This window comes from Skermanella stibiiresistens SB22 (genome assembly GCF_000576635.1).
GTDB classification, from domain to species: Bacteria; Pseudomonadota; Alphaproteobacteria; order Azospirillales; family Azospirillaceae; genus Skermanella; species Skermanella stibiiresistens.
The window spans coordinates 56,366-79,418 of the sequence record NZ_AVFL01000017.1 but is presented as its reverse complement, the minus strand read 5'-3'; the positions used below and the strand labels follow the sequence as shown (position 1 = coordinate 79,418).

The 23,053-nt window shown below is 67.0% G+C and carries 22 protein-coding genes; 17 read left to right on the top strand and 5 right to left on the bottom strand.

Features of this window, described 5'->3' with window-relative positions; all coding sequences use genetic code 11:
- Window positions 1-16 precede the first annotated feature (16 nt).
- Window positions 17-1,612, top strand: coding sequence for a rhodanese-like domain-containing protein (locus N825_RS21315; RefSeq protein WP_037456729.1), 1,596 nt, complete (start codon window positions 17-19; stop codon window positions 1,610-1,612).
- 4 nt (window positions 1,613-1,616) lie between these two features.
- Here the strand turns inward: N825_RS21315 and N825_RS21310 are convergent, their stop codons facing one another.
- From N825_RS21310 to N825_RS21300, 3 genes are read right to left on the bottom strand one after another with little or no spacing between them, the layout of a single operon-like run.
- Window positions 1,617-1,988: a DUF6285 domain-containing protein gene (locus N825_RS21310; RefSeq protein WP_037456726.1), complete on the bottom strand. Its 372-nt coding sequence runs from the start codon at window positions 1,986-1,988 to the stop codon at window positions 1,617-1,619.
- Window positions 1,988-3,016 (bottom strand): phosphotransferase family protein, encoded by a 1,029-nt coding sequence (locus N825_RS21305; RefSeq protein WP_037456914.1) that lies wholly within the window; start codon window positions 3,014-3,016, stop codon window positions 1,988-1,990. Before N825_RS21305 ends, N825_RS21310 begins: the two co-directional genes overlap by 1 nt.
- Window positions 3,016-4,218: an acyl-CoA dehydrogenase family protein gene (locus N825_RS21300; RefSeq protein ID WP_037456911.1), complete on the bottom strand. Its 1,203-nt coding sequence runs from the start codon at window positions 4,216-4,218 to the stop codon at window positions 3,016-3,018. The genes N825_RS21305 and N825_RS21300 overlap by 1 nt, the downstream gene beginning before the upstream one ends.
- A 125-nt stretch (window positions 4,219-4,343) precedes the next feature.
- Between N825_RS21300 and N825_RS21295 the strand changes: the two genes are divergently transcribed.
- The 13 genes from N825_RS21295 (at window position 4,344) to N825_RS21235 (ending at window position 17,398) form a co-directional block, all read left to right on the top strand.
- Window positions 4,344-5,051, top strand: coding sequence for a TetR/AcrR family transcriptional regulator (locus N825_RS21295; RefSeq protein ID WP_084164942.1), 708 nt, complete (start codon window positions 4,344-4,346; stop codon window positions 5,049-5,051).
- 101 nt (window positions 5,052-5,152) lie between these two features.
- Window positions 5,153-5,575, top strand: a complete 423-nt coding sequence (locus tag N825_RS21290; protein ID WP_037456723.1) for a GFA family protein — start codon at window positions 5,153-5,155, stop codon at window positions 5,573-5,575.
- A 144-nt stretch (window positions 5,576-5,719) separates the two neighbouring features.
- Window positions 5,720-6,787: a sensor histidine kinase gene (locus N825_RS21285; RefSeq protein WP_051512718.1), complete on the top strand. Its 1,068-nt coding sequence runs from the start codon at window positions 5,720-5,722 to the stop codon at window positions 6,785-6,787.
- Between the two features lie 213 nt (window positions 6,788-7,000).
- Window positions 7,001-7,558, top strand: coding sequence for a TRAP transporter small permease subunit (locus N825_RS21280; protein ID WP_063833896.1), 558 nt, complete (start codon window positions 7,001-7,003; stop codon window positions 7,556-7,558).
- A complete protein-coding gene (locus tag N825_RS21275; protein ID WP_037456721.1) occupies window positions 7,555-8,880 on the top strand; it encodes a TRAP transporter large permease in 1,326 nt (441 codons plus the stop codon). Before N825_RS21280 ends, N825_RS21275 begins: the two co-directional genes overlap by 4 nt.
- A gap of 69 nt (window positions 8,881-8,949) precedes the next feature.
- A complete protein-coding gene (locus N825_RS21270) occupies window positions 8,950-10,038 on the top strand; it encodes a TRAP transporter substrate-binding protein (RefSeq protein ID WP_037456898.1) in 1,089 nt (362 codons plus the stop codon).
- Window positions 10,039-10,076: 38 nt separating this feature from the next.
- Window positions 10,077-11,864 carry a gamma-glutamyltransferase family protein gene (locus N825_RS21265; protein WP_051512717.1) on the top strand — a complete coding sequence of 596 codons (1,788 nt, stop codon included), beginning with the start codon at window positions 10,077-10,079 and terminating at the stop codon, window positions 11,862-11,864.
- An 84-nt stretch (window positions 11,865-11,948) separates the two neighbouring features.
- Entirely contained in the window at window positions 11,949-12,566 is a 618-nt protein-coding gene (locus N825_RS21260) for a DUF2062 domain-containing protein (protein WP_063833895.1), read from the top strand.
- Window positions 12,567-12,695: 129 nt separating this feature from the next.
- A complete protein-coding gene (locus N825_RS21255) occupies window positions 12,696-13,739 on the top strand; it encodes an SIS domain-containing protein (RefSeq protein ID WP_198038802.1) in 1,044 nt (347 codons plus the stop codon).
- Window positions 13,740-13,742: 3 nt separating this feature from the next.
- A complete protein-coding gene (locus tag N825_RS21250) occupies window positions 13,743-14,576 on the top strand; it encodes a PfkB family carbohydrate kinase (RefSeq protein ID WP_245613191.1) in 834 nt (277 codons plus the stop codon).
- 48 nt (window positions 14,577-14,624) lie between these two features.
- A complete protein-coding gene (locus tag N825_RS21245; protein ID WP_037456718.1) occupies window positions 14,625-15,713 on the top strand; it encodes an ABC transporter ATP-binding protein in 1,089 nt (362 codons plus the stop codon).
- Window positions 15,710-16,570, top strand: coding sequence for an ABC transporter permease (locus N825_RS21240; protein WP_051512714.1), 861 nt, complete (start codon window positions 15,710-15,712; stop codon window positions 16,568-16,570). Before N825_RS21245 ends, N825_RS21240 begins: the two co-directional genes overlap by 4 nt.
- A 12-nt stretch (window positions 16,571-16,582) precedes the next feature.
- On the top strand, window positions 16,583-17,398 hold the full coding sequence (locus N825_RS21235) for an ABC transporter permease (RefSeq protein ID WP_037456715.1): 816 nt from the start codon (window positions 16,583-16,585) through the stop codon (window positions 17,396-17,398).
- A 20-nt stretch (window positions 17,399-17,418) separates the two neighbouring features.
- On the opposite strand, the gene N825_RS21230 is transcribed toward N825_RS21235, so the two are convergent.
- Complete coding sequence (locus N825_RS21230) at window positions 17,419-18,270, bottom strand: sugar phosphate isomerase/epimerase family protein (RefSeq protein WP_198038801.1); 852 nt, start codon at window positions 18,268-18,270, stop codon at window positions 17,419-17,421.
- Between the two features lie 159 nt (window positions 18,271-18,429).
- Between N825_RS21230 and N825_RS21225 the strand changes: the two genes are divergently transcribed.
- From N825_RS21225 to N825_RS21215, 3 genes are all read left to right on the top strand, one after another.
- Window positions 18,430-19,485 carry an ABC transporter substrate-binding protein gene (locus tag N825_RS21225; RefSeq protein WP_063833903.1) on the top strand — a complete coding sequence of 352 codons (1,056 nt, stop codon included), beginning with the start codon at window positions 18,430-18,432 and terminating at the stop codon, window positions 19,483-19,485.
- Window positions 19,486-19,543: 58 nt separating this feature from the next.
- Window positions 19,544-20,869, top strand: coding sequence for an NAD(P)/FAD-dependent oxidoreductase (locus N825_RS21220; protein WP_037456880.1), 1,326 nt, complete (start codon window positions 19,544-19,546; stop codon window positions 20,867-20,869).
- A 123-nt stretch (window positions 20,870-20,992) separates the two neighbouring features.
- Window positions 20,993-22,093 (top strand): LacI family DNA-binding transcriptional regulator, encoded by a 1,101-nt coding sequence (locus tag N825_RS21215; RefSeq protein ID WP_051512712.1) that lies wholly within the window; start codon window positions 20,993-20,995, stop codon window positions 22,091-22,093.
- A 19-nt stretch (window positions 22,094-22,112) separates the two neighbouring features.
- Here the strand turns inward: N825_RS21215 and N825_RS21210 are convergent, their stop codons facing one another.
- Window positions 22,113-23,048 (bottom strand): phosphotransferase, encoded by a 936-nt coding sequence (locus N825_RS21210; RefSeq protein ID WP_037456712.1) that lies wholly within the window; start codon window positions 23,046-23,048, stop codon window positions 22,113-22,115.
- Window positions 23,049-23,053 lie beyond the last annotated feature (5 nt).

Here is a 23,053-nt window from a genome sequence, read left to right as displayed (position 1 = left end):
ACGGAAGCATTTCGACATGACCAGGCTATACCCGCGGATATCCGCCGACGACCTCCACGCGCGACTCTTGGGGAACGGCGAGTTGGCGCTGCTCGATGTCCGCGAGGAGGGCGTCTTCGGCGACGCCCATATCCTCACCGCCTCCAACGCGCCGCTCAGCCGCTTCGAACGGCTGGTGCCCGCCCTGGTGCCCCGCGCGGCGACCAACATCGTCCTGGTCGATGATGACGAGACCCTGGCCGAGCGTGCCGCTTCCCTATTGGCGCGGCATGGCTATGGCTCGGTCGCGATCCTGGGCGGCGGGTTGGCGGCGTGGCAAGCGGCGGGACACGCGGTCTTCAGCGGCGTCCACGTACCCAGCAAGGCTTTCGGTGAGTTCGTGGAACTCGCCTATGGGACGCCGCATATCGACGCCCCGAAACTCAAGCGCCTGATCGACGCTGGCGAGGATCTGGTCATCCTCGACAGCCGGCCGTTCGACGAATACACCTGGATCGGCATTCCCGGCGCGCTCGATTGCCCCAGCGGGGAATTGGTGTCGCGGGCGCGGCAAACGGTGCGGTCCGACGACACGCTGGTCGTGGTCAATTGCGGTGGCCGGACCCGGAGCATCATCGGCGCGCAGATCCTGATCGACGCCGGCCTGCCCAACCCGGTCGTCTCGCTGAAGGACGGCACGCAGGGTTGGCACTTGGCCGGGTTCGATGTCGCCCATGGCCAGGACCTCGTCGCCCCTCCGCCGGGCGAGGCGGCGCTGATCTGGGCCAGGAAAGCGGCCGAAGGGCTCGCCGCCCGATTCGAGGTCCCCGTGATCGACGCCGCGACGCTCGCTCGCTTCGAGGAGGAGAGTGACCGTCGCACGCTTTACCGCTTCGACGTGCGCGTGGATGAGGAATATCTGGCGGGGCACCGCGCGGGGTTCCTGTCCGCTCCCGGCGGACAATTGGTCCAGGCCACCGACACCTTCATCGCGGTCCGCCAAGCCCGCGTGGTGCTGGCCGACACCGACGGTGTCCGCGCCCGCGCGACGGCGACGTGGCTGATCCGGATGGGCTTTCCCAACGTGTTCGTCCTGGCGGACGACGCGTCGGCGGATCTCGTGGAAACCGGCCCATCGCCCGAGACCGTCCTGGGATTGGACGATCTGGCGGTCGCGTTCATGACCGCCGGTGAGTTGGCCGGCCTGCTGGAGCGCGGCGCGGCGGCCGTGGTCGATGTCGCTACCAGCCGCCACTACCGCGCCGGCCACATTCCAGGATCGTGGTTCGCGATCCGCGGCAGATTGGCCAACGCCGCCGCCAAGCTGCCCAAGACCCCGCTGCACGTGCTGACGTCGACCGACGCGGTCATCGCCCGTCTCGCAGTCCCGGAACTGGAAGCGGCCGTCGGAGGTCCGGTCAGGGTGCTCGACGGCGGAACCGATGCGTGGATCGCCGCCGGGCTGCCGTTGGAGAGGGACCCCGAACGTCTCGCCTCCCAACCCGACGACGTCCTGCTCAAGGCGTTCGAGCGCCGGGGTGAGCGCGAAGCCGCGATGCGCGAATACCTGAGCTGGGAAGTCGGACTGGTCGAGCAGGTGACGCGCGACGGCACCTTGCGCTTTCGGCTGTGACCCGCTACCCGCGGAGTTGGGACGCCCGAGGGTTGCTCTCGGCCGCCTTGGCGCGAGTGCGCCACCAGAGGTAATCGAAGGCGGCGTCGCGGTTGGGACCATCCTGGTCGAAGGCTCCCTGGCGGATCTCGGACGACAGGCGGGTCTCCAGGTCGGATAACGAGCCATCGTCGTCCGGGTAGATCGCCGCCAGACGCCGACGCGCCTCTTCCAGTGGCGCGTCGCCCGCCTCGACCTGACGCGCCGAGATGGCGATGGCGTTCGCCACCATCAACGCCTCATAGCGGTGCTCGGCGGGCAGCAGCGGCAGCAGCCGCTCGCGGTAGATCTTGAGCGCCGTGTCCAGGAGGTTGGCGGCGGTGGGTTGGTCGCGCATCAGGCGGGCTCCCGCGTCGGGTTCCGTTTGGTCATGTCCAGGATGTCCAGCTCCAGCTCGGGCACGACATGGGCGGTCAGGGCCAATTCCAGGTTGGTCTCGCCGCCGGAGACGTGGCGATCCGCCTGCTGGAGCGCGATCACGGCCCAGCGGACCGTCGCCATGACCTCCCAATAACCGACGATGGCTCGGTCGAGCGGACGGCCACTCTCGGCCTCGTAGGCGCGGTAGAAGTCGTCCCTTGCCCCCACGCCACCAGCCTCGCGGGCACGGGCCCCGAAGCGCCAGCACGGCGCGCAGAACCAGCCGAGATCGGCCATGGGATCGCCCCAGGCGGCGAATTCCCAGTCCAGCACGGCGGTCAGCCCTCCCGCGTCGACCATGTAGTTGCCGGTGCGGAAATCGTTGTGGCAGAGCGCCACCTCGCCGCGCGGCGGGGCGTTCAGTTCCAGCCAGCGCAGGCCCCACTCCAGGACGGGTTTGGAAACGCCAGCGCCGTCGAGCCACGCGCGATAGCGTCCGATGGCGTATGTCGCCGGCGAGCCCTCGGGCATTTCCAGGAAGTCCAGTTCCGCGCGGGGCGGCCGGATCGCGTGGATGCGGGCGAGCTGCCGACCCAGCGCCTCGGCCAGTGCCACGCGTCCGCCGCCCAGGGTGTCGTCCTTGACCAGCCGGTGTCCGGCGGCGACGCCGTCGGCCTTGCGCATCACGAAGAAGGCGCGGCCTGTGACCGTCCCGGTCGGCTCCAGCCACAGCGGTTCCGGCACCGTGACGCCGGCCTCGTGCGCGACCTTGAACAGGGCGAATTCCTGCGCCCTGCCATGGCTGACCGCGACCCCGGACGGGGCATCGGTCCGGATCACGACGGCGTGGCGGCCGGCATGGGGTCCGCCGGCGATCTCCAGGTCGGCGGACCAGTTCTCCTGGATGGCGCCGCCCGACAGCTTGCGGAGGCCGGTGACGGTCACCGCGTCCGCACCGGCCTGGCCGGCGATCCAGGGTTCCAGACGGTCCCGGCGATCCTCCATCAGACGCCCCATTTCCAGAAGTCGCGCCCCTCGCCGTCCAGGAAGCGGGCGAGCACCATCTTGTGGACCTCCGACGCGCCATCGACCAGACGCGCCTGCCGTGCGTAGCGGTACATCCACTCCAGCGGCGTATCCTTGGAATATCCGCGGGCGCCGTTCAGCTGGATCGCGGTGTCGACCGCCTGGTGGAGCACATCGGCCACCACGACCTTGGCCATGCTGACCTCCTTGCGGGCGAAGTCGCCCTGGTCGAGCTTCCAGGCCGCCTTCATCACCAGCAGGCGGCCGATCTCGATCTGCATGGCCGCCTCGCCGAGCATCATCTGGACGCTCTCGCGTTCCGCCAGCCGCTTGCCGAAGGCGTCGCGCCGCCCGACATACTCGCCGCCGATCTCCAGCGCCCGCTTCGCCAGACCGAGCCAGCGCATGCAATGGGTCAGGCGGGCGGTGCCGAGGCGGATCTGAACCGACTTGAGGCCGTCACCCTCGTTCATCAGCATGTTCTCGTGCGGGATCTCCAGCCCCTCGAAGACAAGCTCGCAGTGGCCGCCATGTTCCTCCGGCCCCATGATGGGAATGCGCCGCTCGATCCGCCAGCCCGGTTGGTCCTTGTGGAACAGGAAGGTGGTCAAGCCCTTGCGCGGGTCGTCGCTGGTGCGCGCCAGCAGGATGAAGTGGCTGGCGACACCAGCGCCGGTGATGAACCATTTCCGCCCATTGACGACCCAGGTGTCACCGCGCCGCTCGGCCCTGGTTTGCATCATCCCGGCCGGATCGGAACCGGCGCCGGGGGCGGGCTCGGTCATGACGATCGAGCTGCGGACCTTGCCGTCGATGATCGGCTGGAGCCAGCGCTCCTTCTGCGCCTCGGTCCCGACCCGTTCCAGCAGCACCATGTTGCCGTCGTCCGGCGCCGAGCAGTTGAAACAGACCGGCCCGAAGATGGAGCGGTTCATCTCCTCGTAACAGGCCGCCATGCCGATCACCGGCAGCCCCATGCCGCCGCGAGCCTTCGGCATCTGGGGGGACCACAGCCCCTCGGCGCGGGCCTTCTCCCGCACCCGCTCCAGCACCGGCTCCGCGATGTTCTCATGGGCGTCGTAGGACGCGGGATCGCCCTCCAGCGGCAGGATGTGCTCTTCCACGAAGGCGCGGACACGCTGGCGGGCGGCGTCGATCTCGGGAGGGAGGGAGAAATCCATGGCGACTGGCATCCTTGTACCGGCTGGTGGTGCGACCGATGGCGGGACGGCCGCGTCTTTTTTGTGAACGAACGTTCGCTATTTTTTCATGGCGCTGGAAAAGCGCAAGTGTTTTTCTGGGATCCATGACGAAAACGCTCGACAAGACTGACCGCGCGACCGGCTTCGCCGCCGTCCATGGCATCACGGCCACGGATCTGTGCCGGGGTGTCCATGCCCGCTTCGCCGACAGCATCCAGATCAAGAAACCCCATGTCGTGGCGCCGAACCTGGAACGCATCCTGCTGGTGGCCCTGGATCTCGGCAACCAGAAGGGCTTCCACTCCATGAGCATGAGGGACCTGGCTGACGCCAGCGGCCTGAGCATGGGGGCGCTGTACAACTACATCGAGGACAAGAACACCCTGCCCCGCATGATCCTGGTGGCGGTCTCCGACGCGGTCGATCGGGTGCTGACCCCCGCGGACTCCAGCGAGTGCCACGACCCGCGCGAGCGGCTGCGGGGCTTGATCCGACGCCACGTGCAGCTGACCGAGGCCATGCAGCCTTGGTTCGCCTTCGCCTTCATGGAGGTCAAGGCGTTCGACAAGGAGGCCAGGGAACTGGCGATGGCGGAGGAATTGAGGACGGAACGGCTGTTGTCGGTCGCCATCGCGGATGGTGCCGCTTCGGGGGCTTTCCGCCCGGTCGATCCGACGCAGACCGCCGGACTGGTCAAGCCGATGTTGCAGGATTGGTACCTGAAGCGCTGGAAGCACCGCCGCCGCGGCACCTCGCCCGAAGCCTACGCCGAGACCGTGATCGAATTCGTCGAGCGGGCCATCCTGGCCTGAAAGCCCATCAACACCCTGTCCTTCTTGGGAGACGACACGCGGCATTCCCGCTGGTAACCTCCGTCGACAAGTTCGAATCAACGAACAGGGGATGGAAAGCCATGACGCATGTTGGAAGCTGCTTTTGCGGCGCCGTCAATCTTGAAGTGACCGGGGAGCCAGAGGCGATGGGGTATTGCCATTGCGCCTCGTGCCGGTCGTGGTCGGGCGGTCCCGTCAACGCCTTCAGCATCTGGAAGCCGGAAGCGGTGAGGGTCACGGCCGGAGCGGAGAACATAGCGACGTTCCAGAAGACCGAGATGAGTCAACGCCAGTATTGCTCGAAGTGCGGCGGGCACCTGATGACCAACCATCCGACGCTGGGCGTCGTCGACGTGTTCGCGGCCACCATCCCGACGCTGGAGTTCACGCCGCAACTCCACGTCAACTATGTCGAGACGGTTCTTCCCATGCGGGACGGCCTGCCGAAGCTGAAGGATTTCCCGACCGGCTTCGGCGGTTCCGGCGAGACCGTCCCCGAGTGACGCTGGAGTGGCGCTCTGGATCGCGCCGTTACGCCTAATTCGATTTTCTTGGACGCTTTTTTTTGCGTTGAGAGTAAACTCAGAGAGGTTTTGAAGAAGTTATTAGGCCCCTCAGCCTATGACCAAACATTCGCGGAAACTTTCATGCTGAACTTCAGCAACATCACGTTGGCGAGACTTTCCGCTGGAGCCTTGCTGACGGTCATGACAATGCTCGTGCTGTCCATGGCATGGGAGTTCGGCCTGGAGGAGTGGTTATTTGGGGCTGTGGGATGGCACTACGATGATGACTTCGAAATCGCCGAGCGCTGGCGCTTCGTGGCGACATCCGCCGGGTTCGCGGCGATCTCGCTGGTGGTGCCTTTCATCCTGCTCCACCGCGCCCTGGCGGCGCTGCGCCGGACCCACGACGCCTTGATCCAGTTGAGGATCGAGGCGGAGGCGGCCAATCGGGCGAAGACGGACTTCCTGGCCAACATGAGCCATGAGTTGCGCACGCCCTTGAACGCCATCATCGGCTTCTCGGAGATCATCCAGGGAGAGATGTTCGGTCCGGTCGAAGATCGCTACCGGGACTACAGCGCGGACATCCACGCGTCGGGACTGCATCTGCTCGGCATCGTCAACGACATCCTCGACATCACCAAAGCCGAGACCGACACCCTGAACATGGACATCGAGACCGTCGATCTCTCCACGGTCGTCTGGCGCGTCCATCGCATGACGGTGGGCCTGGCGGAGAAGAAACAGGTCTCGCTCCAGGTGGAGGAAACAGTCAGGCCCTTGGCCAAGGCCGATGAGAAGCGGCTGACGCAAGCGATCGTCAATCTGGTCGCCAACGCCATCAAGTTCACGCCGACGGGTGGCGTGGTGACGATCCGGTGCGGGCACGACCCTCGGGGAGCTACCGCCAACGTCGCCATCATCGACACCGGGATTGGCATCGCGCCGGAGGATATCGAAACGGCGCTGCGGCCCTTCGGACAGATCGAATCGACCATGTCCCGCAAATACGAGGGCACGGGGTTGGGCTTGCCTTTGGCCAAGAAGTTCGTGATCGCGATGGGCGGCGGTTTCACGCTTCGAAGCGAGGTGGACAAGGGCACGGCTGTGTTCATCGACTTGCCGGCGGTGCCGCGTCCGGACAGGGTGGCCGCCAAGATCGAACCCCGCGCCTTGGAATTCCTGGTGGACAGGATGCCACGGCTTTGACCGGCCGAGTTCAAAAAGCAGGCAGAGCCGGATAGCGGAACTCCCGCCCGACCAAATCCGACGGGACCAAAGCGTTGCCGCGCGTCCCTCGGCCAAGGCTCTCCCCGCCTTGGCATATCCCTTGCTGTGTTTCCTGGCAGGTACACGATTTTCTTGCCGAGGGAAGCTGCGGATGACTGGAAGCGGGTTCACCGACGAACGGGATCGGCTCCCATGACGGCCGCGGGGGTGATCCGCGGATGCGAGGCCCTGATCGACGGAGTGGGCCGCGCCGTCTCCTGGGTGTCGCTGGGATTGGTCCTGGTGATGGCCGGCAATGTCCTGCTGCGCTATGGCTTCAGCACCGGCTCGGTCGCGATGCAGGAATTGGAGTGGCACCTGATGTCGCCGATCGCCCTGCTGGGAATGTCCTACGCCATCCAGCACGAGGGCCATGTCAGGGTCGACGTGCTGTACGGCCGCATGTCGCCGGGCGCCAAGCGCGTCATCGACGTGATCAGCTTCCTGCTGGTGGCGATCGTGGCCGCCTTGCTGGTCAAGATATCCATCCCCTATGTCATGCTGGCCCATAGGCTGAACGAAGGCTCGCCCAATCCGGGGGGCCTGCCCTGGCGTTTCCTGCTCAAGAGCTTCATCCCGCTGGGCTTCGCCTTGCTGTTCATCCAGAGCGTAGCCGCCATGGCGCGCGTCATCGCCCTGCCCGACACCCTGCCCGCCTCTGCCACGGCGGCCGCCAGCGCCCGGATTTCGAGCCAGGGAACGCCAGCGTGACGCCGAACGAAATCCTCGCCCTCGCGACGCTTGGTTCCTTCTTCGCGCTGCTGCTGATCGGGGTGCCGGTGGCGCTGACGCTGGCGGTCACCGGCTTCTTCTTCGGCTATCTCGGCTTCGGGATGACGCTGTTCAACCTGCTGCCGGCCCGCGTCTTCGGCGTCGTCTCCAACTACACGCTGATCGCGATCCCGCTGTTCGTCTTCATGGGCGTGATGTTGGAGAAGTCCCGCATCGCCGAGGAGCTGATGGACGTCATCGGCCATCTGGCCGGCGGCGTTCGGGGCGGCATGGGCGTCGGCATCATCCTGGTCGGCGTGCTGATGGGCGCCACGACCGGCATCGTCGGCGCCACCGTCGTGACGCTGGGATTGCTGACGCTGCCGGCGCTGCTGCGGCGCGGCTACGACAAGGGCCTCGCCTGCGGCGCCATCTGCGCGTCCGGCACGCTGGGCCAGATCATTCCGCCCAGCCTGGTGCTGATCCTGCTGTCGGACATCCTGGGCGAGTCGGTCGGGACGCTGTTCGCGGCGGCCGTGATCCCCGGACTGATGCTGTCCGCCATCTACTGCCTGTACATCTTCGCCCTGGGCGTCCTGAGCCCCGGCCAAGTCCCCGCGATCCCTGCCGATGAGCGCGCCGCGATGAGCGGTAAGGACCTGTTGGGCAAGGCGATCCGGGTCGGCCTGCCGCCGGTGGCCCTGGTGGTCGCCGTGCTGGGGTCGATCATCGGCGGGGTGGCGGCTCCCACCGAAGCGGCGTCGATGGGCGCGCTCGGCAGCATCCTGGTGGTGGCCTTCGCCCGAAGACTGACCTGGGAGGTCCTGCGCGAGACGGTCCACGCGACGACCCGGACGACGGCGGCGATGATCTTCATCCTGGTCTGCTCGCAGGTGTTCGCCTTGGCGTTCCGCGGCCTCCAGGGCGAGGCGCTGGTCCACGACCTGTTCGCCTTCCTGCCAGGCGGCGTGCCCGCAGAGGTGATCTTCATGCTGGCGATCATCTTCCTGCTCGGCTTCTTCATCGAGTGGATCGAGATCTCCTACATCGTCGTCCCGATGTTCATGCCGATCCTGGTCAGGGGCGACGTCGACCTGGTCTGGGCGGCGACCCTGATCGCGGTGGTGATGCAGACGTCGTTCCTGACGCCGCCGTTCGGCTGGGCGCTGTTCTTCCTGCGCGGCGTGGCGCCGCCCGAGGTCGGCACCATGGACATCTACCGGGGCGTGATCCCCTTCATCGGCATGCAGATGCTGGCGGTCGCCATCATCTTCGTCTGGCCCGACCTGGCGCTCTGGCTGCCGCGGGCGATCGGCTGGTGATGGCCGCTTGAAATCCAACGTCAAAAATCAAAAACCTCGAACAGTGGAGCCCGAACAGTGGAGAATCCGATGAAGCGGCGTGAATTCATGAGGGCCGGCGCCATGGGTGCCACCGCGGCGGCCACGATCGGAGCGACCGCGGGCATGGTCGCCGCTCCGGCTGTGGTCCGGGCGCAGGACAAGTTCGCTTGGAAGATGACCAACGCCTATGGACCAGGCGCGCCAATGACGACGGTCGGACCTGGAAGCCCCACCCGCTTCGCCGAACTGGTCGGGTCGATGTCGGGCGGCCGGCTGACCTTCCAGCACTTCGCGGCGGGCGAACTGATCCCGGCCTTCGAGGGTTTCGACGCCGTGGTGGCCGGCACCGTCGAGGCGAACGCGGCCAATTCCTACTTCTGGTCGGGCCGCTCCTTCGCCGCCCAGTATTTCACCAACGTGCCATTCGGCATGAGCTTTCCCGGCCACATGGCGTGGCTGTACCACGGCGGCGGCATGGAATTGTGGGACGAGGTCTACCAGCCGTTCGGCGTGGTGGCCTTTCCGTTCAACAACACCGGCACCCAGATGACCGGCTGGTTCCGGAAGGAGGTCACCTCGGTCGAGGACTTCAAGGGGCTGAAGATGCGGATCCCCGGCCTGTCGGGCAAGGTCTACGCCGCCTTGGGCGTCGATGTCCGCCTGCTCCCTGGACCGGAGATCTTCCCGGCGCTCGAACGCGGCGTGATCGACGCCGCCGAGTTCGTCGGCCCCTATTCCGATAGGCGGCTCGGGTTGCAGAAGGCCGCGAAAAACTATTACACGACCGGTTGGCACGAGCCCAACAACGCTGGTGAGTTGCTGATCAACAAGGCGAACTGGGACAGCCTGCCCGACGACCTGAAGACCATGGTCCGCACCGCCGCCATGACCTGCCTCGTGGAAAGCTACACCTGGTGCGAGTCCGTCAACGGCGCGGCGTTGGTCGAGCTGGTCGAGAAGGAGGGCGTCATCGCCCGCCCGCTGCCGCCCGAGGTGATCGCCCGCCTGCGCGAGGCCACGGCGGACACGCTGGCGACCGAGGCCGGCAAGGACCCGCTGGTGCGGAAGGTCCACGACCACTACATGGCCTTCAAGGCCAAGCACGACCGCTGGTCCGAGATCGCCCGGAGCGTCTGAATCCGCCCGTTCCCAACAAGAAACGAGACCTTCGAACCATGACGAGCGAACGGTCGTTCCGGATCATTCCCAACGACGATGTCACCTTTTACCCGCGGGTGTTCGGCCGGCGGGGCGTCGTCGCCTCCCACCACACCCTGTCGGCGGCCGCCGGGCTCGACGCCTTGAAGGCCGGCGGCAACGCGGTGGACGCGGCGGTCGCGGCCACCTTCGTGGAGGGCGTGCTGAACCCCAACATGCACACGATCGGCGGCGAGTGCCCGATCCTCGTCGCCTTGGCCAGCGGCGGCGTGATCTGCGTCAACGGCAACACCATGGCACCGGGCAAGGCGACGCCGGAGACATACCGGTCGCTGGGGCACGACGCGATCCCGTCGGAGGGCATCCTGGCCGCCGGCGTGCCCGCAGCCTTCGGCGCGCTGGTCGTGGCGGCGTCGCGGTATGGCAGGCTGAGCTTCGCCGATCTGGTGCGGCCGGCGCTGGAACTGGCGCGCGACGGATTTCCAGTCCACGCCGGGCTGCTCCGCCAGCACAAGTTCGGCATCGTCGCGAACGCGGATCGGTTCCTGTCGGAATGGGCGTCCACCGGGGCCGTCTACATGCCCGGCGGCGGCGTGCCGGCCGAGGGCTCGCTGCTGACCAACCCGGCGCTGGCGGCGATGTTCGCCCACCTCGCAGCCGAGGAGGTGGCGGCGGGAGGCGGCCGCGAACACGGTTTGCGGGCGGTGTTCGAGAGCTTCTACCGTGGGGATGTCGCACGCGAGATCGTCGCCTTCTCGAAGGACCAGGGCGGCTTGCTGGAGCGGTCCGACTTCGACGCGTTCGAGATCCCGCTGGAGGACCCGGTCTCGCTCGACTTCGCCGGCGCCCGCATCCACAAATGCCCGGCCTGGAACCAGGGGCCCGCCCTGCTCCAGTCGCTGTCGATCCTCAAGGCCCACGACCTGGAGGCGATGGGGCACAACGGCGCCGATTACGTCCACACCGTCACCGAGGCGATGAAGCTCGCCTTCGCCGACCGCGAGCAGTATTACGGCGACACCCGCCATGGAAACATCCCGATCGAGGATCTGCTGGACGACGCCTATGGGCTGGCGCGCGCCGGACTGATCGATCCCGCCGTCGCCAGCGCGGAGCTGCGCCCCGGCGATCCGACCGGCGGGAAACCCTTGCTGGACCCTTCGGACCGGTTCGGGGGGGCTTCCTGGGGCGCCGGGACGGTCCATGTCGACACGGCGGACGCAGAGGGCAACCTCTGCTCCTTCACCCCGAGCGGCGCCTGGATCAAGTCGTCACCGGTGATCCCGGCGCTGGGTTTCCCGCTGGGCAACAGGATCTCCAACTTCCATCTCGGGCCGGCACACCACCCGAACGTCATCGCCCCATTCAAGCGGCCGCGCACGACGATCAGCCCGACCATCGTGACGCGTGGCGACGAGCCCTGGATCGCGTGCGGCAGCATGGGCGGCGACCAGCAGGACCAGTGGCAGCTTCAATTCCTGCTCAACCGCCTGGTGTTCGGCATGCCGCTGCAACGGGCGATCGAGGCGCCGAAGTTCTCCAGCGAGCATTTTCCAGGCTTCTTCGCGCCCCACAGCTTCTTCACCAACCGGTTGCGCGCCGAGGTGACGCTGGGGCCCGAGGTGCTGGCGGAACTGGCGCGGCGCGGGCACGATGTCTCGATCGGTCCCGCTTGGTCGGAAGGCTTCATGCTGGCGGTCGAGCGCCCGCTTTCCGGTCAACCGTCGCCGATGGCGCTGGAAGCCGGATGCGATCCGCGCGGCGCCAAATCGGAGGTCTTTCCGGCCGCAGCCGTGGCGTGGTGAGCGGTCTCCGGCAACCCTTTCTGGCGATTTGGGGTCCCGTCCCCCATATAGGGGAGCCCTGAAGCCGGAGAGGGTAGCCGCCGCATGTTCCAACGTCTCCATCGCCCATCCTGGCCAGCCCGGTTGCGGGAATTCGTCTGGCCGCGCGCGGGCTGGCGGCGGTCGGCGACCTACCTCGCGCATCGGATCTCACGCATTTCGGGCACGCCGCACTGGATCGCCGCCGGATTGGCCTGCGGCGCGGCGGTTTCCTGCACGCCCCTGCCCGGCGGCCACTTCATCCTGGGCGCCTTGGCGGCGCTGGTCGCGCGCGGCAGCGTCATCGCGGCGGTGATCGGCACCGCGTTCGGCAATCCCTGGACGTTCCCGCTCCTGTGGCTGGCGTCATACCGGATCGGGCTGCTGCTGGTGACGGGAACCGTGCCGGACGAACAGCCGCCGCCTGCGGATTTCCTGTCCCTGTTCGCCGACACGACGCGGGCCTTGCTGACGGGAGATGTCGACCTGTTCGTCGGCCGCGTCTGGCCCGTCTGGTATCCGATGATGGTCGGCAGCCTCGTCCTGGCGGTCGTCACCTGGATCGCCATCTATGTGCCGGCCCGCTCCCTGATCACGCTGGCCCAAGAACGCCGGCGCGCGGGCATAGCCGGCCAATCCCGCGCCCTGGAGAAGAACTCCGTGGAGAAACGTAACCCGTACTGATTTCCGCGGGCGGTGAAAAACCGCGTTGACTTCGATATCGTCGTATGAGAACGTTCTCACAATGAGAGCGCTCTCAGGGATAAGACCCGCGCTCTCGGCGGAATTCATCCAAGTCTTGTGGAGTGCGTCGTGCCGTCTGAAAAGACCACCAACGCGGGCCTGCCGTTGCGCCCGATCGAACCCGACTTCGTGCCGACACTACGGGGCGTGCTGGAGAAGAGGGCCCTGGCCGAGCGGATCGCCGGCGACGCCATCGGGCAAGGCGTCACCGACATCGTGTTCGTCGGCTGCGGCGGGTCGTACTCGTCGTCGATCCACGCGGCGACATTCCTGGAGGCGCGCTCGACCAAACTGACGATCCGCAACATCAACGCGGCGGAGTTCCAGGCCCTGCCACCCGCCCGCCTGGGTCCGAAGATGCTGGTCGTGGCGTCATCCCACTCCGGCGGGACGCCCGAGACCGTCGCCGCCGCCAAGTTCGCGCGCGAGCGGGGCGCCCGTCTGGTGGCGGTCAGCCGCGACGACGACAATCCCCTGGTCGGCGCCTCCCACTACTCGCTGAGCTATGGCAGCGAGCGGACGGTGACGTCGGCCAAGCAGATGCTGTTGGCCCAACTGTCCCACGCGTTGCTGGAGGAGACCGGCGAACGGCTGGACCCCGCCACCCGCGCCGCCTTGGAGGCGCTGCCCACGGCCCTGCTCGAGGCCCAGGAACAAGCCGATCCCCGGCTCGCCGAGATCGCCCGCCGGCTCACCGCCGAGCGGCCGACCTACGTCGTCTCATCCGGCCCCACCATGGGCGCCGCCTTCTCGCTCTCGCTCTGCTATTTCATGGAAATGCAATGGATGAACGCCAGCAACATCGACGCCGGCGATTATCTGCATGGACCGTTCGAGATGCTGACCGAGAACGCCTCGCTGATCGTCTTCCAGGGCGAGGACGCGACGCGGCCGCTGACGGAGCGCGTCGTCAAGTTCGCGGAGCGTCACGGCACCCATGTGTTCGTCATCGACAGCCGCGACTTGCCCCTGACCGGCGTCCCGGAGCACCTGCGCGGCGATGTGTCCGCCGTGGCACTGGGCGTGCTGGGCACCCGCTTGGCCGACCATCGGGAGGCGGCGACCGGCCATTCGCTGGACGAGCGCCGGTACATGCACAAGGTCGAGTATTGACCCATGGCGCTGCGTCTCTGTGGCGTCGGCGATAACGTCGTCGACCGCTACCTCCACCTGGACCTCATGTTTCCCGGCGGAAACGCCTTGAACGTCGCGGTGTTCGCGAGACGGGCGGGTGCCGAGGCGGGTTACATCGGGATCATCGGCGACGATGTGTCCGGCATGGTGGTGCGGAACGCGCTGGTGGCCGAGGGGGTCGAGATCAGCCGTCTGCGGGTCAACGAGAGCTTCAACGCCTTCTCGCAGATCGGCATCGACGCGGAGGGGAACCGGTACTTCATCGGCTCGACGCCGCCGCCCTACCGGCTGCGGCTCAACCGGGAGGACTTGGACCATGTCGCCACCTTCGACTTCGTCCATACCGGCGACTATGGTCAGGTCGAAGGGCAACTGGCCGAACTGTCGGCGGCGGCCCGGCTATCGTTCGACTTCGGGTCCAAGCCGGCCGGTTACGCCGAACCCCTGCTGCCCCATGTCCGGATCGCGACCTTCTCGGGTTCCGGCCTGGACGATGCCGGGGTGTTGGCGCTGATCCGCTGGGCACAGGCCCGGGGTCCCGACACCGTGATCGTGACACGCGGTGCGGCGGGATCGACGGTGGCCGCGGGCGAGGCGATCCACCACGAGCCGGCGGTGCCGGTGACGGTGACGGACAGCCTGGGCGCCGGGGACGCCTATACCGCGACCTTCGTCGTGGCGCTGGGCGAGGGAGCGTCCCCGCCCGAGGCGGCGCGGCGCGCGGCGGCGGCGGCGGCCGAGGTTTGCGGACGGCTGGGCGCGTTTGGCCACGAGGCGCCGATGGCTCCGCTTCCCGTTACAGCGACAACGGCCTGACATTTAAGGATCGGCGATCACCCCAGCGGCAAAGGTGCGAGGGAAACCATGGCTTCATCGATAGAAATCGCGGGACTGAGAAAGAACTACGGCTCGCTGAGCGTCCTCGACGACATCTCCGTCTCGATCAAGGCTGGTGAGTTCCTGACGCTGCTGGGGCCGTCCGGATCGGGCAAGACCACGCTCCTGATGACGATCGCCGGATTCGTGCGACCGAATGCGGGCAGCATCAAGGTCGATGGCCGGGAGATCGTGACATTGGCGCCGCACAAGCGGAACATCGGCATGGTGTTCCAGAACTACGCGCTGTTCCCACACATGAGCGTGGGAGAGAACGTGGCCTATCCCCTCAAGCTGCGTGGCGTCGGGCGCGGCGAGCGGGACGACAGGGCCAAGCGCGCGCTGGCGGCGGTCCGAATGGAGCAATACGCCGACCGGCGCATCGACCAGCTTTCCGGTGGCCAGCGCCAGCGCGTGGCGGTCGCCCGCGCCATCGTGTTCGAGCCCAACATCATCCTGATGGACGAACCGCTTTCGGCCTTGGACAAGCGCCTGCGCGAGGAGATGCAGGTCGAGTTGAAGCGCCTTCACGAGACGTTGGGCCGCACGATCGTCTATGTCACGCACGATCAGAAGGAGGCGCTGACCATGTCGGATCGGGTGGCGGTGCTGAAGTCGGGCCGCATCCGCCAGATCGCGTCGCCGCGCGACATCTACGACAAGCCGGTGGACCGCTTCGTCGCCGACTTCATTGGCGACAGCGGCTTCGTGTCCCTGACCGACCGGGGCCGCGGCGTCGATCTTGCGGTCTCCGACGGTTTCCGGGCGGCGCATGTCACCGGCAAGGCCGATCCCCTGCTGCTGCTGCGGCCTGAGAAGATCGAGATCGTGTCGTCGCCCGATGCCCAACCGGACCTGATCCGTTTCGACGGTGTGGCGGATGACGTGCTGTTCCAAGGCGACTTGGTGGTCGTCCACGCCACGCTGGCCGACGGCACCCGCCTGAGATTGCAGCGGGGCACCCGGCAGAACACCATGCGCGACCTGCCCGCCGTCGGCAGCCGGTTCCGCATGGCGATCCACGAGGAGGACGCCTGGGTGGTCAGCGGCGTCCAAGCCGGGGAACACGCGCCATGAGCCTCCAATTGAACGCACGCCTGCTGACCGCGCTGGAAACCCGCGGCAAGGCCGAACTGGCGTTGATGGTGCTGCCGAGCTTGATGATCGTGGCCCTGGTGATCGCCCCCGCGATCTGGCTGGGCGTCTTGTCCTTCTCGGTCGATGGCGCGCCGTCGCTGGCGCACTACCAGCGCATGATCGACAACTCGAGCTACGCCGCGATCTTCCTGACCACGTTCCAGCTGGCCGGGCTGGTGACGGTGATCACCGTGGTGGTGGGATATCCCACGACCTACGCCATCACGCTGCTGCCGCCGCGCCTGTCGGCCTTGGCCCTGGCCTGCGTCGCCATCCCGTTCTGGACCTCGCTGCTGGTCCGGACCTACGCCTGGATGGTGATCCTGCAACGGAACGGCATCCTCAACGGCTGGCTGCTGGACGCCGGGCTGATCGAGCGGCCGCTGCGAATGTCCAACAGCTTCTTCGGAACGACGGTCGGCATGGTCCACATCATGCTGCCGTTCTTCATCTTTCCGCTCTACGCCTCGATGCGCTCGATCGACGGCAACCTGACGCGGGCGGCCCACGGCCTCGGCGCCACGCCGACGCGGGCCTTCCTCGACGTGTTCCTGCCGCTGTCGAAGCAAGGTTTGATCGCCGGGGCGCTGCTGACCTTCGTGCTCTGCCTCGGCTTCTACGTGACGCCGCAGCTGCTGGGCGGCGGCAACGTCACGACGCTGTCGATCAAGATCCAGCAGAACGTCATCGTCTACGCCGACTGGGGCGCCGCCAGCGCTCTGGCGGTCGTGCTGGTCGTGATCGTTGGCCTGATGCTTCTCGCGAGCCGCCTGCTCGGCGGGCGCGGCGCCGACTGAGGAGATTGCCAGATGGAGTCCACGAACGCCTACTTGTCGCCCTGGCGGCGCGTTTGGCTTTACGCGTTGCTGGTGATCGTCCTGTTCTTCCTGGTGGCGCCCGTGCTGGTTGTCGTGCCGATGAGCTTCTCGGCCTCGAATTACCTGGAATTCCCGCCAAGCGAATGGTCGTTCCGCTGGTACGAGACCTTCTTCGGCTCGGTCGAGTGGCTGCACGCCACCCGCACCTCGCTGACCGTCGCCGGACTGACGACGCTGCTGGCGACGCCGTTGGGCGTGGCGGCGGCGGCCGCGCTGTCGCGGAGCCGAGTCACGACCGCGCAGATCCTGAAGGGGGTCTTCCTGCTGCCCCAGGTCGTTCCGGTGATCATCCTGGGCATCGGCGTCTTCTTCCTCTACATCAGGCTGGGACTGGTCAATTCGCTGCCCGGCATCGTGTTGGCCCACACGGCCCTGGCCCTGCCCTTCGTTGTGGTGACGACGTTGTCGGGGTTGAAGTCGTTCGACCATAACCTGGAGATCGCCGCGCAGAGCCTGGGCGCCCACCCGATCCGGGCGTTCCTCGGCATCACCCTGCCGCGGATAAAATTGTCGGTGCTGGCGGGAGCACTGTTCGCCTTCATCACATCCTTGGACGAGGTGGTGATCTCGCTGTTCATCGCGGGCGGCGACAACACGCTGCTGACACGGAAGATGTTCATGTCGCTGCGCGATCAGCTGGACCCGACGATCGCGGCGGTGTCATCGATCCTGATCGTCATGAGCATCGTCGGCGTGGTCATCTTCATGGTGGCCGCCGGCACTGGAAAGGGCGAGCGGCGGTCCTGAGGGACCGCCGCCGTCAGGTGTCAAGCCGCCAGCGCCGAGCGGATGCGGTCGACGCATTGGCGGACCGGCGTCAATGGGTCCAGCGCGTAGCGGGACGCCGAGAACTCGAACGACAGGCGGCCGCCATAGCCCGCCGCCGCGAGATCGTTCAGATACGTCTCCATCGGCAGGTTGCCGTCGCCCCAGGCCATATGGCCGGCGGGATCGCCGTCGATGAAGTGGACGTGACGGATATCGCCGCCGAACGCCGCCGTGTAGTCGGTGACGCCCTCCCCGGCGACCGCCATGGCGACGGTGTCCAGGGCTATCTTGAGGTTCGGCGTGCCGGCGTCGGCCCGCATCCGGATCAGGTCCGCGACCGACAGGACGAGGTTGGACTCACGCGGCTGAAGCGCCTCCAGCACGCCGGTGACACCCAGCGACGCCGCGTGGTCGGCGATCCCGCGCAGCGCGTCGGCGGACCGTAGCCACGCCGGCTCGCGCGGGTGGTCCTGATAGCCGGAACCCGAGGTCAGGAACAGGTGCGGGCATTCCAGCTCCGACGCGATCTCGGCCGCGCGGCGGAAGAACACGATGCTGCGGTCCCGCAGCCAGTCTTCGGCGGACGCGATGTTGATAGGGTACAGGATCTGCTCCGGCGTGAAGCAGGCTAGTTTGAGGCCGCGCTCGCTCAACTGCCCCTTGATCCGCTTGAGGTCCGCCGAGGTGACATGATCGACGTGCAGGTGGGGTGCGACGCCCCAGATCTCCACTGTCTGGAGGTCGAGCGCCACCATGTCGTCCAGGAAGCGTTGGAACGAAAAGCGGTAATAGCTGAAATTGGTGCCGCAAAGCTGGCTGGGGCTGAGCCTGGTGGGGTTTTGGTTGATCAAGAGCTCCTCCTGTCGGGATCGTTGCCACCCACCTTCCCGCTCTTTCGATCAGCGCGCAGGATCGGTCTTGACAGTGACGTCACTGGATGAGAACGTTCTCACACTATGAGAACGTACTCATGGAAAGACAAGGCTCCCGTCGCGGAAAAGAGGAACATCATGACAGCGAGAACCCTGCCTGCCATTTTTCTGCCCGGGCTCTTGTCCGGTTTGCTGGTCGGGACGATCCCGGTCACTGGCGCCAGCGCGCAGCAGCTGACCGTCGCCACCGGCGGCGGCATCATCGCCGACGCTGAACGCGCCGCCTTCTTCGAGCCCACCGCCAAGGCTCTGGGCGTGACGTTCAAGGAGGAGACAATCCAAAACGTCCGTGACGTACGGCTCCAGGTCCGGAGCGGCGCCGTCACCTGGGACATAGCTCAGCTGGGCTTGGACGAGTGCCAGCAGGCCGCCAAGGAAGGCATCCTGGAGAAGATCGACCGGAGCGTCGTCAACACCGACGGCATCGACTCTCCCTCGGACATGGATTACTGCATCCCCGCCTACTACTACAGCACCGTCATCGCCTGGAACACCAAGACGGGCCAGCCCGGCGGCAAGACGATGAAGACCTGGGCCGACTTCTTCGACACCAAGACCTTTCCCGGCGCCCGTTCCGTCTACAAGTTCCCACGCGGCAACCTGGAGATGGCGCTGCTGGCCGATGGCGTGGCACCGGACAAGCTTTATCCGCTGGATGTCGACCGCGCCTTCAAGAAGCTGGAGGAGATCAAGCCGGAGATCGAGGCTTGGTGGGATTCGGGTGCCCAGTCGGCCCAGTTGCTGAAGGATGGCGAGGTCGATTACATCCAGATCTGGAATGGCCGCGCCTCCAGCGTGATGCGCGATGGCGGCAAGGCCGGCTTCACCTTCAACCAGGGCATCCTGACCGGCGACGCCTTCGCCATTCCCAAGGGCGCTCCCCACAAGGATATGGCGATGAAGGCCCTGGCGATGTTCTTCTCGCCCGAGCAGCAAGCGCATTTCCCGCTAACCGTCGACTACGGCCCGGCCAACCTCAAGGCCTTCGACACCAAGGTCCTGTCGCCCGAGCGGATAGCCCAGATCAACACCTCGCCGGAAAACGTCAAGTCGCAGATCAAGCTGGACGAGGCTTGGTGGGCGGCGAACACCACCGCCGTGCTGGAGCGCTGGGACAACTTCATGCAGCGCTGACGGATTGGCCATACCGGTCGATGCGGTGGCCGATCGACGCAATGGAAAGGAACCCCTGATGGGTTTGATCGTGGACGAGGTGACCGCCGACGCCGATTTTCCGACGGAAACGGCAGTTGTGGTGATCGGCGGCGGCATCGTCGGGACGAGCACGGCGCTCTTCCTCGCCCGGAAGGGCGTTCCGGTGGTCCTGTGCGAGAAGGGCCACATCGCCGGGGAGCAATCCAGCCGCAACTGGGGCTGGATCATCACCTGCGGCCGCGACGACCGGGAAATCCCGATCAGCGTGCTGGCGGCCCGGCTATGGGGCGAAATGACGGAAGTGGTCGAAGCCGATATTGGCTATCGCGCGACCGGCATCGCGCGGCTCTACGATACGGACGCCCCCATCGCGGTGGCCGAGGCGTGGTGCCGTCGGGCGGCCCCCCAGGGGCTCGACGCCCGCGTGCTGTCCAGCGCGGAGGTCGCCACCCTGTTCCCCGGCGCCACCCGGCCGTTCAAGGGTGGGCTGTTCGCCGAGGGCGACGCCGTCGCCGAACCACAGCGCGCGGCGTCGGCCATCGCCAGGGCCGCCCAGCGCAAGGGCGCCCGGATCCTGACCAACTGCGCGGTGCGGGCCTTGGATACGGCCGCTGGCCACGTCTCCGGCGTTTGGACCGAGCGCGGCCGGATCAAGGCCGACGCCGTGGTGCTGGCGGGCGGCGCGTGGAGCCGGCTGTTCTGCGACAGCTTGAACGTCAGGCTGTCGCAACTGCTGGTTCAGGCCTCTGTGATGCGGACGGCGCCCCTGGACGGCGCTCCCCTGCCGGCGGCGGTGACCCAGCACTACTCGTTCCGGCGCCGGGCCGATGGCGGCTACACCATCGGCGATCCCTTCAACACTCTGGCCCCGATCACGCCGTCGAGCTTCCGCTTCATGCGCGACTTCACGCCGACGCTGCGCATGTCATGGCGCCGGTTGCGGCCGACCGCCAGCCGGTTCATGACCGAATTGCGGGATGCCCGCCGACGCCCGGCGGACGCCGCGTCGGCTTACGAGGCGACCCGCGTCAACGATCCCGATCCGAACCAGCGCTTCACCGACGAGACCCGCCGCCGGCTGGTCGAGCGTTTCCCGATCTTCGGAACGGTGCCGGTCGAACAGAGCTGGGCCGGGCTGCTGGACGTCACCCCCGACGCGGTACCGGTTATCTCCAGCGTTCCGTCCATCTCCGGCTTCCATGTCGGGACCGGCTTCTCGGGCCATGGCTTCACGCTGGGCCCTGGCGCGGGGCACGTGCTGGCCGATCTCGCCACCAGCGCCAAGCCGGCGGTGGACGTGACGCCCTTCTCGATCACCCGCTTCTCCGACGGCTCCCGCCCGACGCCGCAGGTCGGCTTCTAGGCCCCCACCCAGCGACTGGCCTCGGCGAGTGGCTTTGCCCGTTCGGGAAAGAACGGGTAGCATGCGGCGCCCGGTCGCCCGGGTGGCCGCTTCCGACGCTATCGAAACGAAGAACCTCCAGGCATGGCATCCTCCCCGATTCCCCCCGAGCGCCGCCGCGCCACCATCGCCGACGTGGCCAAGGAGGCGGGGGTATCCTCCGCGACCGCCGGCCGCGCGCTAGGCGACTATGGCTATGTCCGCGAGGAGATCCGCGAGCGCGTCCGGAAAGCGGCCGAGGACTTGGGCTATCGGCCGAACAGCCTGGCGCGCAGCATGATCACCGGCCGCACCAACACGATCGGCGTGGTCGGCGCCGACATCGCCAATCCGTTCTTCGCCAGCGCCATGCGGGGGATCGGCGATGTGGCGCGGCGTGATGGCTTCGGCACCATCCTGACCAACAGCGACGAGGATGTGGCCCTCGAGGGCGAGGCGGTCGGCCTGTTGCTGCAAAAGCAGGTCGACGGCATCATCGTGTCGCCGGCGAGCTCTGTCGAGACCGACCACCTCGCCGAGGCGGCCGAGAGCGGCACGCCGGTGGTGCTGTTCGATCGCGACGTCGTGGGACTGACGGCGGACGCGGTCCTGACCGACAGCGTCGGCGCCAGCCGGACGGCGGTCGGCCACCTGCTCGACCTGGGCCACCGGCGGATCGCGATCATCGCGGAGCTTCGCGCCGCCCTCGACATGGAATGGCGGAACTGGATCGGCTCCGCCCCGGCGCCGGATACCCGGATGCTGATGCCCAGCGGCGCCCGTCTGCTGGGATACATCCAGGCGCACGCGGCGGCGGGGGTGCCGGTCGATCCAGCGCTGATCCGCGGCACCGGGTCATACGATCCCAACGCCGCGCGCGAGCGGACGCTGGAGGTGCTGAGGCTGGACCAGCCGCCGACCGCGATCTTCACGGTGGACAACGTCATGACCCACGGCGCCTACCAAGCCTGCCGAGAGATGGGCATCCGGATACCCGGCGACCTGTCGTTCGTCGCCTATGACGACATGGAGTGGATGACCTTCGTGGAACCGAACATCACCGCCCTGTCGCAGCCGGTCTACGAGATGGGCAAGGTGGCGGCGGAGATGCTGATCCGCCGCCTGCGCTCCCCCGAGGTCGAGCCGGCGCGCCGCCTGCTCGACACCACGCTGATCGTCCGGGGTTCGACCGCGGCTCCCCGCTGAGACCAAGCGGCCATGCCGCTCAGACGTCCCTCAGGAAGGTCTCCCAACGCGGATCGTTGATGATCGACCGGGCCCGCATCAGCTTCCAGATGCCGTATTTGTAGAAGTCGAAGTCCAGCGCGGAGATCTTGTTCTGGACCATCGCCCAAGTGCCCCATTTGATGTCGGCCAGGACCTTGTGGACCATCAGGCGGGCCAGCAGCGTTTGGTCGAACCGGCCGAAATATTCCTCCAGGATCTCGCGGTCGACGCTCTCGGGAAAGAACATCTCGCCGCTCCAGATCGCCAGATCGTAGATCCTGTCGTTGTTGGAGGCGTATTCGAAGTCGATCAGCTTGATCGAATTGTCGTCGCCGATCAGGAAATTGCCGGGCATCGGGTCGTTGAAGCAGGGCACCAGATCGAGCCCGGATGCCTCCAACGCCTGGCGCGCCGCCTTGTACTGCCGGTCGAGGAACGCGAGGTCGTGGGGCGTGTGTCCGCCCAGTTCCGCCACCTGCGCCTTGTGCTCGTCGATCATGTCGAACACGGTCTTGGTCAGCGGCAAGGGCGGAGCCGCGTGAAACCGGCGGTAGACCCGCACCGCCTCGGCCCGGACGGCGGGATCGGCGAAGTCGCGGTGGGTCGAGACGCGCCGTCCCTCGATGAACTCGGCGATCTCGATGTCGCGCCCGGTCAGCCAATCGAAGGTGCGGGGGCCGATGCCGATCGCCTCGGCCTGCCGGCTCGCGGCGTAGGCGGCGGCGCGGTCGATGAACATCTCGGTGCCGCGCCCCGGCACCTTGAGGAAGTAAGCGGTCGGCTCCCCCTCGACCTCGATCCGCCAGTTGGTGTTGGAGATGCCGCCCAGCACCGGCCGGTAGCGCACCGGCCGATCAGTCCACGCGGCGACACCCAGGATCGCGGCTTCGACGGTTTTCTCGGCGTCGGTCCGAGCCATACCCAGTTGGTTCATCGTTG